This is a genomic window from Clostridium sp. LIBA-8553 (genome assembly GCF_057782465.1).
On the sequence record NZ_CM173489.1, the window covers coordinates 1,282,664 to 1,298,809 of the forward strand.

Annotated in this window: 19 protein-coding genes and 1 pseudogene; 17 read left to right on the plus strand and 3 right to left on the minus strand. The window is 26.6% G+C overall.

What is annotated here, in order from left to right; translation table 11 throughout:
• The first annotated feature begins 112 nt into the window (after positions 1-112).
• Both AC2JAQ_RS05615 and AC2JAQ_RS05620 read left to right on the plus strand, forming a co-directional pair.
• Positions 113-793, plus strand: coding sequence for a response regulator transcription factor (locus AC2JAQ_RS05615; RefSeq protein ID WP_488458318.1), 681 nt, complete (start codon positions 113-115; stop codon positions 791-793).
• On the plus strand, positions 786-2,042 hold the full coding sequence (locus tag AC2JAQ_RS05620) for a sensor histidine kinase (protein ID WP_488458319.1): 1,257 nt from the start codon (positions 786-788) through the stop codon (positions 2,040-2,042). Before AC2JAQ_RS05615 ends, AC2JAQ_RS05620 begins: the two co-directional genes overlap by 8 nt.
• A gap of 749 nt (positions 2,043-2,791) precedes the next feature.
• On the opposite strand, the gene AC2JAQ_RS05625 is transcribed toward AC2JAQ_RS05620, so the two are convergent.
• On the minus strand, positions 2,792-3,352 hold the full coding sequence (locus tag AC2JAQ_RS05625) for a GNAT family N-acetyltransferase (RefSeq protein WP_488458320.1): 561 nt from the start codon (positions 3,350-3,352) through the stop codon (positions 2,792-2,794).
• Between the two features lie 110 nt (positions 3,353-3,462).
• On the minus strand, positions 3,463-3,981 hold the full coding sequence (locus AC2JAQ_RS05630; protein ID WP_488458321.1) for a transposase: 519 nt from the start codon (positions 3,979-3,981) through the stop codon (positions 3,463-3,465).
• A gap of 353 nt (positions 3,982-4,334) precedes the next feature.
• Here AC2JAQ_RS05630 and AC2JAQ_RS05635 point away from each other — a divergent pair, with 353 nt between their 5' ends.
• From AC2JAQ_RS05635 to AC2JAQ_RS05655, 5 genes are all read left to right on the plus strand, one after another.
• Positions 4,335-4,520 carry a hypothetical protein gene (locus tag AC2JAQ_RS05635; RefSeq protein WP_488458322.1) on the plus strand — a complete coding sequence of 62 codons (186 nt, stop codon included), beginning with the start codon at positions 4,335-4,337 and terminating at the stop codon, positions 4,518-4,520.
• 111 nt (positions 4,521-4,631) lie between these two features.
• On the plus strand, positions 4,632-5,240 hold the full coding sequence (locus AC2JAQ_RS05640; protein WP_488458323.1) for a histidine phosphatase family protein: 609 nt from the start codon (positions 4,632-4,634) through the stop codon (positions 5,238-5,240).
• Between the two features lie 129 nt (positions 5,241-5,369).
• Positions 5,370-5,876, plus strand: coding sequence for a GNAT family N-acetyltransferase (locus AC2JAQ_RS05645; protein ID WP_488458324.1), 507 nt, complete (start codon positions 5,370-5,372; stop codon positions 5,874-5,876).
• Positions 5,860-6,297 carry a GNAT family N-acetyltransferase gene (locus tag AC2JAQ_RS05650; RefSeq protein WP_488458777.1) on the plus strand — a complete coding sequence of 146 codons (438 nt, stop codon included), beginning with the start codon at positions 5,860-5,862 and terminating at the stop codon, positions 6,295-6,297. The genes AC2JAQ_RS05645 and AC2JAQ_RS05650 overlap by 17 nt, the downstream gene beginning before the upstream one ends.
• 157 nt (positions 6,298-6,454) lie before the next feature.
• The gene (locus tag AC2JAQ_RS05655; protein ID WP_488458325.1) at positions 6,455-6,616 is read left to right on the plus strand and encodes a hypothetical protein; all 162 of its coding nucleotides are present in this window, start codon (positions 6,455-6,457) and stop codon (positions 6,614-6,616) included.
• 140 nt (positions 6,617-6,756) lie between these two features.
• Here AC2JAQ_RS05655 and AC2JAQ_RS05660 read toward each other — a convergent pair whose 3' ends face one another.
• On the minus strand, positions 6,757-7,215 hold the full coding sequence (locus tag AC2JAQ_RS05660; protein WP_488458326.1) for an NUDIX hydrolase: 459 nt from the start codon (positions 7,213-7,215) through the stop codon (positions 6,757-6,759).
• A 456-nt stretch (positions 7,216-7,671) separates the two neighbouring features.
• On the opposite strand from AC2JAQ_RS05660, the gene AC2JAQ_RS05665 reads away from it, so the two are divergent.
• The 10 genes and pseudogenes from AC2JAQ_RS05665 (at position 7,672) to AC2JAQ_RS05710 (ending at position 16,135) form a co-directional block, all read left to right on the plus strand.
• On the plus strand, positions 7,672-7,887 hold the full coding sequence (locus AC2JAQ_RS05665; RefSeq protein ID WP_488458327.1) for a hypothetical protein: 216 nt from the start codon (positions 7,672-7,674) through the stop codon (positions 7,885-7,887).
• An 85-nt stretch (positions 7,888-7,972) separates the two neighbouring features.
• A pseudogene (locus AC2JAQ_RS05670) lies at positions 7,973-8,185 on the plus strand (GNAT family N-acetyltransferase); the annotation flags it as partial.
• 64 nt (positions 8,186-8,249) lie between these two features.
• Positions 8,250-8,693, plus strand: a complete 444-nt coding sequence (locus AC2JAQ_RS05675; protein WP_488458328.1) for a VOC family protein — start codon at positions 8,250-8,252, stop codon at positions 8,691-8,693.
• Between the two features lie 165 nt (positions 8,694-8,858).
• Positions 8,859-10,211 (plus strand): MATE family efflux transporter, encoded by a 1,353-nt coding sequence (locus AC2JAQ_RS05680; RefSeq protein WP_488458329.1) that lies wholly within the window; start codon positions 8,859-8,861, stop codon positions 10,209-10,211.
• A 283-nt stretch (positions 10,212-10,494) separates the two neighbouring features.
• The gene (locus AC2JAQ_RS05685; protein ID WP_488458330.1) at positions 10,495-11,172 is read left to right on the plus strand and encodes a response regulator transcription factor; all 678 of its coding nucleotides are present in this window, start codon (positions 10,495-10,497) and stop codon (positions 11,170-11,172) included.
• A 78-nt stretch (positions 11,173-11,250) separates the two neighbouring features.
• Complete coding sequence (locus AC2JAQ_RS05690; protein WP_488458331.1) at positions 11,251-12,174, plus strand: ABC transporter ATP-binding protein; 924 nt, start codon at positions 11,251-11,253, stop codon at positions 12,172-12,174.
• On the plus strand, positions 12,167-12,850 hold the full coding sequence (locus AC2JAQ_RS05695) for a hypothetical protein (RefSeq protein WP_488458332.1): 684 nt from the start codon (positions 12,167-12,169) through the stop codon (positions 12,848-12,850). Before AC2JAQ_RS05690 ends, AC2JAQ_RS05695 begins: the two co-directional genes overlap by 8 nt.
• 263 nt (positions 12,851-13,113) lie before the next feature.
• Positions 13,114-13,998 carry a sensor histidine kinase gene (locus AC2JAQ_RS05700; protein ID WP_488458333.1) on the plus strand — a complete coding sequence of 295 codons (885 nt, stop codon included), beginning with the start codon at positions 13,114-13,116 and terminating at the stop codon, positions 13,996-13,998.
• A gap of 281 nt (positions 13,999-14,279) precedes the next feature.
• Entirely contained in the window at positions 14,280-14,996 is a 717-nt protein-coding gene (locus AC2JAQ_RS05705; protein WP_488458334.1) for an ABC transporter ATP-binding protein, read from the plus strand.
• Positions 14,996-16,135 (plus strand): ABC transporter permease, encoded by a 1,140-nt coding sequence (locus tag AC2JAQ_RS05710; RefSeq protein WP_488458335.1) that lies wholly within the window; start codon positions 14,996-14,998, stop codon positions 16,133-16,135. The genes AC2JAQ_RS05705 and AC2JAQ_RS05710 overlap by 1 nt, the downstream gene beginning before the upstream one ends.
• The last annotated feature ends 11 nt before the right edge of the window (positions 16,136-16,146 follow it).

The following is a 16,146-nucleotide window of genomic DNA, read 5'->3' on the forward strand; positions in this document are numbered from 1 at the left end:
GAATTAAGGTGCTAAATTTGAAGTTATGAAATTTAAACTTATACTTTAAGTTGTTAGCTAGCAATTAACACTTACTTAAAACATAAAGCCAATCTTAAAAGGGGGGGAATTAATGGTTAAGATTTTAATTGTTGAAGATGAAGAAAAAATAGCAAGATTTATAGAATTAGAGCTAATTCATGAAGGATACAAAGTAATAAAAGCAAACAATGGTAGAACAGGTCTTGAAATTGCAGAAAGAGGGGAAGCTGACTTAGTTATTCTTGATGTTATGCTTCCTGAAATTAATGGACTTGAAGTATTAAGAAGAATTAGAAGAGTTTCTGAGGTTCCTATTATAATGCTTACTGCAAGAGATGCTGTAATGGATAAGGTTTCAGGACTTGATGCTGGAGCTGATGATTATATAACAAAGCCATTTGCAATAGAGGAATTACTTGCAAGAATAAGAACAGCTCTTAAAAAGAGAGTAGTTCCAGAGAAAAAAGAGAACGATGTAATAAGCTGTGGTTTATTAACCTTAGACAAGATGAGACACAAGGTAATGTATGATGGCACAGAAATAGAATTAACTAATAGAGAGTTTACTTTGCTACAAATATTAATGGAAAACAAAAATATAGTATTAACTAGGGATGTTCTTATAGAGAAGGTATGTGGTTATAACTATGTTGGAGAAACAAATGTAATAGATGTTTACGTAAGATATTTAAGAACAAAGATTGACGATGTTTTTAAAGTTAAAATAATAACTACAGTACGTGGTGTAGGATACGTAATAAAAGATGAGTAAGAAGAATAAACCTAAAAATGTTACCTCTATTGCAATAAAAATTAATGCTATTTCTGTTAGAGATTTATTTTTTAGATTTATAGCAATTGATATATGTTTAATACTTATTTTAGTTGGTCTTTGGTGTATTCAATCTGAAAAAGACTTTTATGGAGAATTAGTAAAAAATGCACAAAGGTCATTTAACTTTTTTCCTATAGAAACTTCAACCTATACAGTTGTTTGGAGTAATGGAAAGACTATGGTTAAGGAAGCCAGTGCTTTTTTATATACTATTAGAAAAATAATTATAGTTTTAGGAATAGTAGAAGGAATATTTTTATTAGAAGAAATAATATTTGGTACAGCAAAAATTAGAAAGGTTTTAAAACCACTTAATGAAATAGCAGAAACAGCAAGTAGACTTAGTAATATGGACTTTGATGAGGAAAAATTTCATAGTCTTGAAGATGCTATATCAAAAATAAGTCCTGTAACATCTGATGAAAGAATACACATAGGTGATAGTGAACTTCAAGGGTTAGAGGATGCAATAAACAAGCTTTTAGATAGGATGAGAGACTCCTATAGGCAGCAAGCAAGGTTCGTTTCAGATGCATCCCATGAACTTAGAACCCCTATTTCTGTAATTCAAGGCTATGCAAATATGCTAGATCGTTGGGGAAAAAATGATGAGAGCGTATTAGAAGAGTCTATTACAGCAATAAAGAGTGAATCTGAAAATATGAAAAACTTAGTGGAGCAGTTATTATTCCTAGCTAGAGGGATTAATGGTAAAACTCAGCTTACTATAAAGGAATTTTCTCTTAATGATATGATGGATGAAGTTTTTGAAGAATCTAAGATGATAGATAAAAACCATATATATAACTACATTGAATCAGAGAATATAACTGTTCATGGTGATATGGCTCTCCTTAAACAGACAGCAAGAATATTAGTTGAAAATGCAGCTAAATACACAGAAGAGGGAGGGGACATAACACTTAAAGTAGGAAGAAATTCTAAAGGAGAAGCTTATTTCTCAATTCAGGATAATGGAATAGGTATGGATGAGAGTGATGTACCTCACATATTTGAACGTTTCTTTAGAGCTGACACAGCAAGAGTTAGAAAAGATGGAGGAACAGGTCTTGGACTATCTATAGCAAAATGGATAATTGATAACCACAAAGGATACTTTAGTGTCCTAAGCAGAAAAGGAATAGGCACAAGAATAGTTGTGTACTTACCACAAAATATTAAGTAGAAAATATAGCTATATTTCAATAGAAAGCTATTACATTTTATAGTTTCCTTAAGACATATAATAATATTTTAGAGTATAATAAAAAAACAGTAGTAAAATAATACTACTGTTTTTTTGCTTTCTTTACAGCCATTACAAAATATAATCCAAAAATAATAAATAGAATAGTAATAGGTATTAGTATATTAGGATAAAGATAAAGAGAAAAAAGTACTTCAATTAAAATTAACAATGAAGCTATTAAAGGCAATTTATAAGCAATTAATACCTTTATAAATAAGCCTTTCTCTAAATTTTTAACTAAAAAATTCTTTTTTAATATATCAGTTACTTTTAAAAGATTACCTATAGCTATATTCACAAACATTAATTCTACTAAGAATGGTATTAGAAAAGCTTTAAAGATAATGCAATATAGATTTAAAAGTAATAGAAAAAAAGACATCATTGAAAATATATAAGTTTTTTTCTTTATTAAAACATAGAGATTATCCTTATTCCTAAAAAAATGATAATACTGAATTCCTTTTAATATTAGAATAGCAATAATTAAACTGATAATCTGAATCATAAATATTATATTATTTGGAATATTATCGCCTTCTTTTCATAAATTCTGTTATATATAATTTTATCATAGAATAATTCTTGAAATTTTAACTGTATATAAACTTTATTGAAAGAAATATATTAAATAAGTTTTATATTAAAGTTTTGACACAGCTCCCTTTTATTATCAAATCTTGATTCTAAATATATAAATCCATTAAGATTTCATCATAATAAGTACCTTCAATGTTAAAGTAATTCTTATGAAGGCCTATTTTCTTAAAGCCATATTTCTCATATAGTTTAATGGCATTATTGTTAGGTTCTCTAACTCCAAGACTAATAGTTTTAATTGATTTCTTATCTTTAGCAAATTTTATAAGTTCCTCCATAACAGCACTTCCAACTCCAATATTCCAATAGTCTTTTCTAACTGATATTGCTATTTCACTATTATGGCATATTCTTTTTCTATTAGAGGCACTTATTTGAGCTATACTTACTATTTCATCATTAATAGTTCCTAGTAACATAAAGGAATTAGAACTTTGATTTATTCCTTCAATATAAGATTTTTCCTGTTCCACTGTAAGATGAAACTCCCCCTTGCCAAAAAGTAGGTTATTACTTTCTCCACCTACAGTATTAAGATACTTAATTATGTTTTCAGCATCATTCACTAATGGTTTTCTTAATATTAAGTTTTTACCATCTTTCAAATTTACACTGTTAATAATATTATTACTATTTTCAATACCCATAGAAATCCTCCTTTTTATATATAGTTTTAAGCTAAAAGATAAAATTTTCTGTATAAGAGTTTATCAATTCTAAAGTTATTAAAATATTTATATTATTTATAAGTATTGTGTTAGAGCTTAGATAATTCTTTATTTTTTTTACTATAAGATTTAATTACTATTACAACATTTATTATAAAAATAGGAAATAGTATAAACATTCCTATGAAGAACCAGTGATACTGGATTAAAAATAGTTTTTTAAAGGGAACATCCCAATAAGAAACTTCAAAAACAGGAATTACTCCATCACCAGATGATTTATATTTAGAAGTTACGTCTACTACCTTCCCATAAACAGTAAAACTTCCAAGTTCAATTGGATCGTTAATAAGATGAAAAGGTGTATTCCCAACAAGTTCTATAGCTGAAGTATTTATAGATTGATAAGTATCCTTTATATTTTCTTTAAGTTTTTCAGAATCTTTCTTTTGAAGATAATATGCTGGTCCAGTAGTAGCCTGATTATGAACCTTTACCTTTATATCCCCTTTTTCAATTGCTGACCTTCCTATTAGTTTACAAGGTGAAAACATAATAAATGTTAAAAGCAAAGCATAAATTACCACAAAAATCTTTAAAAACTTCATAATTCCCCTCCAAATCATTATATTTCTCTACGAATTCTTATGATTATACTAAAATTTGAAATATAATAAAATTTTACCATAAAATACTTTTTGAAATCTCAACCTCATGTAAAATTTATTAAAAGTATAGATTATAAGCAAGTTTTACTTTGTGTTAATGGTTTACAGTGAACTCTTTTGATATGATTAATTAAAAGATATAGCATTAAAAATTGTATCTTAAATCAATATTCATTTAAAACATAGATTAAGTATAGTAAACTCATGTTCAAAATATATGTTTTTTCTTATGTCCAAGATACATTTATAGATTTTATGATTTACAGGGATAATGGTTTGGAGGGATATATACTATGGATAAAAGTAAAAATGAAGATTTTATAAAGTCAGTAAAATTAATAAGATGGGTTTTAGTTATAGTATCAGTGATTTTATTAATCGGATCATCAGGTAAAATAGGATCTGAGATATTAATATTATTTCTAGCAATAAACATTGCAACAATAATAATAGGAAAAGATTATAAGAAAAGAAACTAAAATTTTATGTGTATAGTAATATAAAAATAGGATTTTATATAGTTAATAAAAATAGAACTTAGATATAGAGTCTGAATAGGATAACTTTAAATAAACTTGGGGGAGTAGTAAATGAAAAATATAATAACTATCCAACATACACAATCTATACATCATACTAATGGAATGATTGGTTCATGGACCGATTGGGATTTATCAGAGCTAGGAATAAAACAAGCAAATAATATTGGAAGAAATCTATCAAAAGAGTTAGCAGATAAAAAGTATGTAATGTATTCTTCAGATTTATTAAGAGCTAAGAATACGGCAAAAATCATAGGCAAGCATTTAGGGATTACACCAATCTTTGTTACTGAGTTAAGAGAAAGAAACCTTGGAAAATGTGTTGGGAAATCAGTACAGTGGTTGAAAGAAAATATTGAAAAACAAGAAAAATCTATTGATGATAAAATGTTTTCCGATGCAGAAAGTAGAAGAGATGAGTGGAATAGATTATTACCTTTTTTTAATGAGCTAATGACAAATGAATATGAAAATATAATTATAGTTTCTCATGGAGATTTACTTAGCGTATTTAATACAATGTGGTTAGGAATGGATATTGAAATGCTTAATAGAAGTGAAATATTGGGGTTGGCTGGTGGAGTTACTTTTATGCAAGAAACAGCTGATGGAAAAAGATTTATTAAGCGAATGAGCGACATGTCCTATATAAAGTAATACTGATATTAAATTAAAATATATAGGATAAAAAAATCGTACTTTAAGGTGGATTTTGTTTCAATTGAGGAATGGTTATTATATATTAAAATTTGGTTTTTTAATATTTAGTTTAAAGGAGATGAGGTATTGAATATTAAGATTGATGAAATTAGTAGTTCTTTTTTTGAAAATACGATAAAAATGATTACAGAATTAATAAATTATCATAGACAATTAAATAATGCGCCAAAGGAGTATTGGCAAACTGATGAGCAATCTAGAGAAACTTTAGATGAGTGGAAGCAACAAGGAACTATCTATAATATATTTTTAGATGATATAGTTATAGGATTTTTTTATGTACGATTTGGAGGACAAAATGTAGCTTGGCTAGAAGATTTATTTATAAAAGAGGAGTATAGGAAGAATGGTATTGGAAAATTTGCAATGGAAAAATTAGATGAATTAATGATTAATAAAAAAATTACGTCAATGTTTGTTGATGTAATACCAAGAAATAAAGGAGCTATAAAATTATATAAAGAATGTGGGTTTGATCATTTAAATATAATTCAACTAAGAAAAAATTATGATGATAGATTGAATAAAAATGATGAAATAGAAATATTAGGATTTAATTTTAAAAAATATTAGATGTAAGTTTTGTCAGAAAAAAATTCATTTTATTAAGGATAGAATATGTGAATATAATGAGTCAAATGTACCATTTGACTCACTTATTACATCGTCTGAAATTAATAGATATATACAGGATGATAAGGGCAATATTATAGCAGGAATAAATTGCATATATTACGCTTGGAAATGTATATATGTAGATGCTTTATGGGTTAAAGAGGAGTTTAGACATAATGTGTTTGGTTCTGAATTGTTAGGTGAAATAGAGAAAATCTCAAAGGATTATGGTTGTCACATTGTACATTTAGATACTTTTGATTTTCAAGCAGAAGATTTTTATATTAAACAAGGATATGATATACATGGAGTATTAGATGATTGTCCACAAGGACATAAGAGATACTATATGAAAAAGATATTATATATTAGAAAATAAATTCTAATATATAGAATAGATTGAGAAATTAGTAATTTGTGAGATGATGATATGTCATTAAATGAATATAAAAATGAAGTTAGAGAATTTTTAATTAAAATGGATTCTTTGATAGAAATAATCATCAGAAAATAACTTGGTTAAATGAGAATTTGAGTTGTTAAAAAGAGCTGTAAATGATTCGGAAAGGGATAAGATTGAACATCAATTATATGATATGTTATATTTAATATTCGAAATGGTTGCCGATAATAATTTTGATTTAGATAAGGAATGGAAAAAAGGAAGAAAAAGAAAGCAAGAAAAATACTTGAAATAAAAAAAACAAAGTTCAATTTATCAAGTAGATTAAAAAAACAGTTTTAAATTTATAAGAATAAAAAAGTAAAGTGAACAAGTTAATCTGTCCACTTTTATTATATTTATATATTAAAATTCATTTAAGGTATAGCCATTAAATTATTTTTTACCTAACAACTCCAAGGCTTCATTGGCCATAGTTAAAATATTCGCTTGAATGTTAGTAGATTTATTTAGCTCATCTTTACTGTACCATTTGAGTATTTTAGATTCCCCATTTTCAGGGTATGTTTCAAAAGAGTTTGTAGTTGCATAATAAACAAAGTCTATATGTGAATGATTAGGACTTACATCACCGAAAATCGTGTGCATAGGATTTATTAGTAGTTTTTCTCCTGATAAGTCACATGATTTTTTTAATGATATATCTACGGGATTATATAAATTTATCTTTAAACCTGCTTCTTCTTTTACTTCACGAATGCATGCCTCTTCTGGAAGCTCATTCAACTCTATATGTCCACCTAAAGGAAGTATTTTCTTAGCTTTTTTATGTAAATGTAATAATACTTTATCATTACATACTATAAATACTGAAACTGTAAAATGTCTATCCATAATTATTTTATCTCCTTAAAATTATTTAGTATGGTTAGTTTTAATTATTTACCTAATTATACAATAATTTAAAATTACTGTTAAAACTGAATGGAAACAAGAATTCAAAAGCTAATACATACTTATAAATTTAATGTAATTAGATATTTGTTTTTATTAAAATTTATATAGCTTAATGTTACAGTTAAAATTTAAAGAAGATATAGTGAAAATAGATAGATCATTTTGGTCTATCTATTTTTATATAACAAATTAAAGTTTTACTTTATAAAACTACTTAATAAGAGAAATTTGATTAGATTAAAATTGTATCTAAATACAATATATGGTATTTAGATACAATTATTGTAAATGGATTAATGCGATTTTATAACAAGCTTTTTAGTACAAAAATTTATTTCTTAAGGGGGGAGAAGTCTGTAGATTAAGTAATTTTTCTACAACTTTGCTTAATGTATGAATAAAAAGATAGATAAAGGATTTCAATTAAGTTATTCAAAGTTAAGTTACAGAAGAAAATTTATCAGATGTTTATGGACAAGTCCAATAAATGTCTTTTTGAGTATTTTAATATATTATGCTAATAAAGATTTAGTAATTCCAATAATACTAATGGCAGCGACTATAGGAGCTATAACATTCAACTATTTTTCATGGAAAAAGGACGAGTAAAATAGAAAGATTAAATTTAGGTTATATATTTTTATTGGAAAGATGGTATTTATATTAGGGGGGAGAAGAGGATGGAAAGTGTTTTCTTATGGATTTTTGGGTATTACCAAAGTATCGAGGCAATAAAACAGGACATGAATGTTATTATGCACTAATGAACTATATAAGAAATGATAGTGTTAAATATTTTGAAATTAATGTTTCAAATGAGCGAAGTCATAATTTTTGGACAAGTATAGGATTCATTGATGATGGTTTTGATGAGTGGGGTGAACCATTAATGAAACTTAATATTTAGATTATGTATATTAGTGTAATTAAATTTATAAAATTCTACTAAAAAGTAGTGTGGAGGGAGTAAGGTGCATTTAGGTTCAATTTATTTAATAGTTAAAAATTTTAATACATCAATAAACTTTTATGAGAAGCTACTGGAGATGAAAGTGACTTCAAAAAATATGGAACGATTTGCTCAATTTGAGTTTAAGGGTAAAAATATTTCTATAATGAATGCTTACTTTGATAATGATAACCCTGGACTAACTATACATAAAGGGCAGTATATAGAAAAATTTGACAATCTAGTTGCTATAGCTGAGTCAAAAAATACAAACAAATTTGTATTAAATTTTTGGACTGAAGACTTAATTAAAGAACGTGAAAGAATATTAAATTTAAATATTAGTGATTTGGTGACAGAAATAAAATATGTTAATAATGTAATGCCATATTATTATTTTCAAGTTGAAGATCCAGATGGTAACTTAATAGAAATTACAGGTGAATATTCACCTAAAGAAGATTGATAAATTATTTTCCATAAATTTGTAATGCACTTTAAAATATGATATAATTTAAGAAATTAATTTAATATGGTTATTATTCGCCACCGGGTGAATGTTAAGGTATCAAAGTATTCCAGTAGGTCTTAGAAGGAATACTCTGATACCTTTTTATTTTAGGAGGTAATTATGAAAGAATTAAAGTTAAAGTTTATTAAGTATGTAAGCTTAAATGTTATGGGAATGATAGGACTTTCTTGTTATATCTTAGCCGACACATTTTTCGTTGCAGAAGCCCTTGGAACTGTTGGAATTGCTGCATTGAATTTTTCAATTTCAATATTTTCTATTTTACAGGGGGTAGGACTTATGATAGGAATTGGTGGTGCAACTGACTTTTCAATTAGAAAACAAGAGAATAATAATTCAAATAATAAATCTTTTACTTATGCTATTATTATGGGAGCAGTGGCATCACTTATATTCGTTGTAGTAGCTATATTTTTTACTAAACAATTAGGAATATTGCTTGGAGCTGATGAGGCAACATTACCACTTACTCACGTGTACTTAACTACGCTTTTAAGTTTTTCACCTTTTTTTATATTAAATAATATTTTACTTGCTTTTATTCGGAATGATAAAAATCCTAAACTATCAATGATTGCAATGATTGTAAGTAGTTTCTCTAATATTGTCTTAGATTATATATTTATGTTTCCACTTTCTATGGGGATTTTTGGAGCAGCTCTTGCAACAGGACTTTCTCCTATTATAAGTTTAGGTATTTTATCATCACATTTTATTTCTAAAAAGCAAAGTTTTCATATTGTAAGATGTAAAATTCACTTTTTAAGAGTATTAAGAATAATTTCTTTAGGGTTTTCTTCATTTATTGGAGAGCTTGCATCTGCAATAGCTTTAATTACATTCAACCTAATTATATTAAAAATAGAAGGAAATATTGGTGTGGCAGCATATGGAATAGTAGCCAATGTAGCACTTATTGCTACAGCAATTTTTGTAGGAATATCTCAGGGTGTACAACCATTGGCAAGTAAATATTATAGTAAGAAAGACATGGTATCTGTTAATTTGATTTTAAAATATACAATTATTACTTCTATCATTGTTTCAGCTGTTATTTATATAGTCATATATTCTAATAGAAATATAATTATATCTATGTTTAACAGCGAAAATAATGAGCAACTTGCTATCTTAGCCTCTGTAGGAATTAAAATATATTTTATAGGATATATATTTGCTGGCATAAATATTATCTCTGCAGCTTTTTTTAGTGCCACATCAAAGGCAAAAGAAGCAATGATTATATCTACTTTAAGAAGTTGTATAATTCTTGTACCAATTGTTTTAATCTTTAGCATCATATTTAATATGAATGGAGTATGGATTTCATTTGTAATAACTGAATTTATAGTATTTATTATAACTATAATCTATTTTTATTCTTTGAAAGATAAAAATAGGGTATTTAATGATAGCGAAATTACTGGAACTAAGATTGGATTGGATATATAAGAAATAAAGGTTTTAAGATAAGAGAATGAAAATAGATAGATCATTTTGGTCTATCTATTTTTTAGATTTAAATACTTTTTCAAATTTCAATTTCATTTAAACTTTGTTGAATGTAATATATTTAAGTAAGTTTTACTTTGTGTTAATTGTTTCAAAGAAACTCTTTTGATATTATTAATTAAAATATATAGAAATGATGTAATAGAACAATTATTGTTTATGAAATATTAAGATGAATTATAAATAAGGAATTACTTTTAAACTTTATTAATAGGAGAAGAATATGGAAAAGAGCATATTAATCATAGAGGATGATAAAGAAATCTCAGGAATGATTTCAGAGTATTTGATTAAAAATGGATACAAAACAATAGAAAAATATAATGGAATAGAGGGAGTTAGGTGTATAAGGAATAATAAAATAGATCTTATAATTTTAGATGTAATGTTACCATATAAATCAGGAGATGAGGTATTAAGAGAGATTAGACTATTTTCAGATATTCCAGTAATTGTTGTATCAGCAAAAGATATGGTGCAATCTAAGGTCGATTTATTTAAATTAGGAGCAGATGATTATGTTACCAAGCCATTCTCATTAGTAGAACTTTTAGCAAGAATTGAAGTTAATTTAAATAGATATTTTAGGTTAGAGGAGAAGATAGAATACCTAGTCTATAAGAATATTAATTTAAATAAATTCACAAAGGAAGTAAGTGTTGATGGAAGCGACTTGGTATTAACATCTAAAGAATATAAAATTCTTGAATTAATGATGAAAAATCCTTCAAAGGTATTTTCAAAGAAGAATTTATATGAATCTGTATGGAATGAAATATATGATTATTGTGATGAGGATAGAGTTAATACACATATTAGCAACCTTAGAAAAAAGCTTAAGGCAAAAAATAATATAGACTATATTCAAACAGTTTGGGGAATGGGATATAAATTAATATAACTTTAGAATTTCTTTAGAATTAACTTTAGAAATTCTAAAAACTTATATCACATAATAACTAAGAGAGGAGATGTTATTATGGGTGAAATTATTTGTAGGACTATTAATCTAAGTAAGCAATATAAAAATGTAAAAGTATTAAATGACATTAATATTGAAATTAGACGTGGAGAGATATATGGTCTTATTGGTGAAAATGGTGCTGGAAAAAGCACATTGATAAAAATATTAACTGGTTTAGCTAAGAAGAGTAATGGAAAAATAATTTTATTTAATAAAGAAGATGAAAAAGATTTAAATAGCATTAGAAAAAAGATTGGATCTATTATAGAGAGTCCAGCACTATATATTGATATGACAGCAAAACAAAATCTTGAGTATCAGAGAATTCAAAAGGGTGTACCAGATAAAAATTGTATTAATGAGCTTTTATCCATTGTAGGTTTAAATAATACTGGAAATAAAAAGGTGAAGGATTTTTCTTTAGGAATGAAACAAAGGTTGGGACTAGCAATTGCATTGCTTGGAGAGCCAGAATTACTTATTTTAGACGAGCCTGTAAATGGACTTGATCCAACAGGAATAAAGGAACTTAGAGAACTTCTGATTAAGTTAAATAAAGAGAGAAATATGACAATATTTATTTCAAGTCATATTTTAAGTGAACTTCATAAACTTGCTACATCTTATGGAATAATACATAATGGTAGGCTTATAGAGCAGATAACTGCTTATGAATTAGATGAAAAGTGTAAAAAGCACTTATTGATTAAAGTTAGTGATATAAAAAAAGCGTCCAATATATTAGAGGAGTCATTAAATATTAAAAAATTTGTAGTTTATCCTCATAATATATTAAGAATATATGAGTGTATAGAAAAAGGTGCTGAAATAAATAGAGAGTTAGCTATTAATAAGGTATATGCAGAAGAAATAACAATAAAAGGTGATAGTTTAGAATCCTATTTTTCAAATATTGTTGGAGGTGCATGTGATGTATAATCTTATAAAAGCTGAAATATATAGGCTCAAATACAATAAAGAGATAAGGTTATGTGTAATCTTAATAATAATATTAGGAATTATTAATTTATATTTTCATGGTATCCCAACAGGACGTGAAAGCCTTACAAATGAATCTACAGATATGTTTTCTTTAATGGCTTGTGCTATATTTGCTGGAATGTATATAGGGAGTGAATTTTCTAAAAGAACCATATATCATTTAATAGTTTCAGGGTATAGCAGATTTTCCGTGTTAATTAGCAAACTTACATCATATTTAATAGGATGCTTTATTATAATAGCCTCAAATCTTTTTATTAATGGTGGTATTTATTCAATGTTTTATGGATGGGGAGCACCTTTTAATGGTTCTGAAATTATGTTTATTGTAATGTATGTTTTAATAAATATATTATTTATATTATGTATTGCTACCATGGTTTTTCTCGTACCTTTTATAGTAAGAGATGGAGCTATGGCAACAGCAGTTTCGGTTTTTATAATGGGTATTTTTTTAGCACTTTCACAAACATTTTGGTCCTATACTGCATTAAATATAGCTAGTAAAGTTCAGGTTAATAGCAATATATATATAACCTTAATTATACTTGCGATCCCAATTTTAGTGGTAGTCATAGGAAATATATTGTTTAAAACTCAGGATATAAAATAGGCTATGTTTTAGGTAGGTGTTGATTTTTAGCTAGCCCTTCAGACCTAACTTAATATCGCAAAGTATTGCTATCATCTACTCCAGAATAATAGCTAAAGCTTTTAAACTCGCTTCGCTCAAACAGAAAAAGCTTCTTAACGCTATTATTCTTACGTAGATAATGCAATACTAACTGCTAATTAAGATGGTCTTACAGTTCTATCTAAAAAATCAACACTAGTTTAAAACAGAGCCATAAAATAAAAATAGAGGGAGATTATGAATTGTTGATTACCTTAATATTAACTATTGCTTTAGCATTAATTATAATTTTGTTTATTTCTCAAAGGGCTCAAATAAATAAAATTACTGAACAATTGAAAAATGATGAGCATATAAGAATTACCTTAAATAACTCAAGTATTGAGGAATTAGCAAATGCTATTAATAAGAAAATAAGTAAGTGCAAAGAGGAACAAGTTAATATTAATAAAAGAGAAGAAAAGTTAAAGGAATCTATTGCAAATCTTTCTCATGACTTAAGAACTCCACTTACCTCAATACAAGGGTATTTAACATTATTAGAAGAATGTAATGATAAAGATAAGGAAAGATATTTAGAAGTCATAAGATTAAAAGCCACCTCCTTAGAAAAACTTATAAAAGATTTTTATGAAATTTCTATATTAGATGATAATAAGTTTATAATAGAAACTTATTCAATAGATATAACTTCAATAATAGGGGAAGTATTGATGAGTAATTACTCATTATTCTCAGAAAAGGATATAGAACCTAGAATTAATATACCTAAGGAAGAGATGATGATTATTGGTGAAGTGGTAGCTTGCGAAAGAATAATTCAAAATCTAATAATCAATGCAATAAAGTATTCTACTGGGGAGATTGAATTAAAGTTAATAAGAACCAAAGAGGAAACTATTTTCGCAATTAGTAATTCTGTTAAAGATACTGATCAAATAGAAATAACAAATCTCTTTGATAGATTTTATGTTGCAGATAAGTCTAGATCTTCAGGAAATACAGGATTAGGCCTATTTATTGTGAAAATATTACTTGAAAAAATAGGAGGCAGAGTTCTAGATATTTCTCTTGAAAATAATAGAATTAGTATAGATATAGCTTTTAAAAATATAGATAATACTTAATTTAAATATACTATAATATAAAATTTTATGTTAAAGTGCTAGTTTATTTAATTAAAAGAATATTATTTAATACAAGTTATTTATAATTGAATAGTTTAATATAAAAATGCTAATATTTAAGCTTAATGAAAACCTTAAATATTGGCATTTTTATATTAGAGAAGTAGTGTTTTTTAGTTCTTAGAAATTATATTATATTCAAAATAGAAAAAAAGGAGTATAATCGAATAAGCAAAGTGAGTAATCACTCACTTTTTAATATATGAAAAGGAGAGATTTGCTTGAAAATATTATCAGTAAAAAATGTTTCTAAAAGTTTCAAAAAATCAAAGGTACTAGATAATATAAGTGTAGAAGTAGATAAGGCTGAAATAGTAGGAATACTAGGCCCTTCAGGAGCAGGGAAAACTACTCTTATTAAGTGCATTATGGGAATGGAAAAGGTGGATAGTGGAGAGATAGAACTATTTGGAACCAGTGTTCCTAACAGAAAAATACTACAAAATGTTGGGTATATGGCTCAATCAGATGCTTTATATTTAGACTTAACTGCAAAGGATAATCTACTTTTCTTTGGAAATATATTTAAGATTCCAAAGGCTGAGCTTAAGGAGCGAGTAAATTTTTTAGCTGATTTAGTTGAACTAACACCTTATATGAATAGAAGGGTTAATAAGTTCTCTGGTGGTATGAAAAGACGTTTATCTTTAATAATAGCATTACTTCAAAACCCAGACCTTTTAATTTTAGATGAGCCAACAGTTGGTATAGATCCAGAGCTTCGTTTAAGTATATGGAAAGAAATCAACAATTTAAAAAGCAAAGGACAATCCATAATAGTAACCACTCATGATATGGGAGAAGCTTTAAAGTGTGATAGACTTCTTTTACTTAGAGATGGAAACATAACAGCAAGTGGAACACCTGATGAATTAAAGAAAGAGTTTAATGTAGATACAATGGAAGAAGTATTCTTATTAGCTGGGAGGAAGAAGTAATGAGAGTAAAGATTATGGTAATAAGAATTATAAAGCAAATATTAAATGATAAGAGAACCCTTGCATTAATGCTTTTTGCTCCATTAATTTTATTGAGTTTAATGAATCTTTTATTTAATTCAACTTCAAGTAATGATCCAATTATTGGAATAGATAATATAAACTCAAGTATAGTAGATACACTTAAGGATAATGACATAGTAGTAAAGGAATATAGTGATTATTCAAATATAGAAGATAAGATAAAAGATGATAATCTTCAAGCCTTCTTATACATGAAAGATGATAAATTAAATATCACATATGAAAATAGTGATCCATCTAAAACTCTAGAAATCAATGCTAAGATAGGAAGTGCCATGACTAAAGTTAAATTAGAGGAATTAGTTAATTTAACAAAGGAACAAGGAGAAATCATAAAGAATCAAGCCTCCCTTTTAGCATCATTAGGAAAGATGCCAAGTAATGATAATTTAAATATAAAGAAACCATCAGAGATGAATTTGGAAGTTAACTATATTTATGGAAATGAAAATACTAATATTTTTGATACTATGGTTCCTGTTCTTATAGGATTTTTTGTTTTTTTCTTTGTATTTTTAATTTCAGGTATATCCTTATTAAAAGAGAGAACTTCAGGAACATTATACAAGCTTTTATCAACACCTGTAAGAAGAAGTGAGATTGTGTTTGGATATTTAATAGGATATGGATTATTTGCAATACTTCAAACTATAATAATAGTTCTATTTACAGTTTATGTTTTAAAGGTGGATATTTTAGGAAGTTTAGGATTAGTAGTTTTAACTAATATAATAATAGCCTTTGTGGCATTATCTTTAGGAATCTTATTATCAACCTTTGCAAATTCAGAGTTTCAAATGATGCAGTTTATACCAATAATCGTAGTACCTCAAATTTTCTTCTCTGGTATAATATCTATCCATAATATGTCTCAAGGTCTTCAAAATTTTGCCAAGATAATGCCGATGTATTATGCTGGCGATGCATTATCTCAAGTAATTATTAAGGGAAATTCCCTAAGCTATATAGGAAAAGATTTATTGGTACTTTTACTATTTGCATTTGGTTTTACTGTATTAAACATTGTGGGGTTAAAAAGATATCGTAAAGTTTAATATAGAAGTGG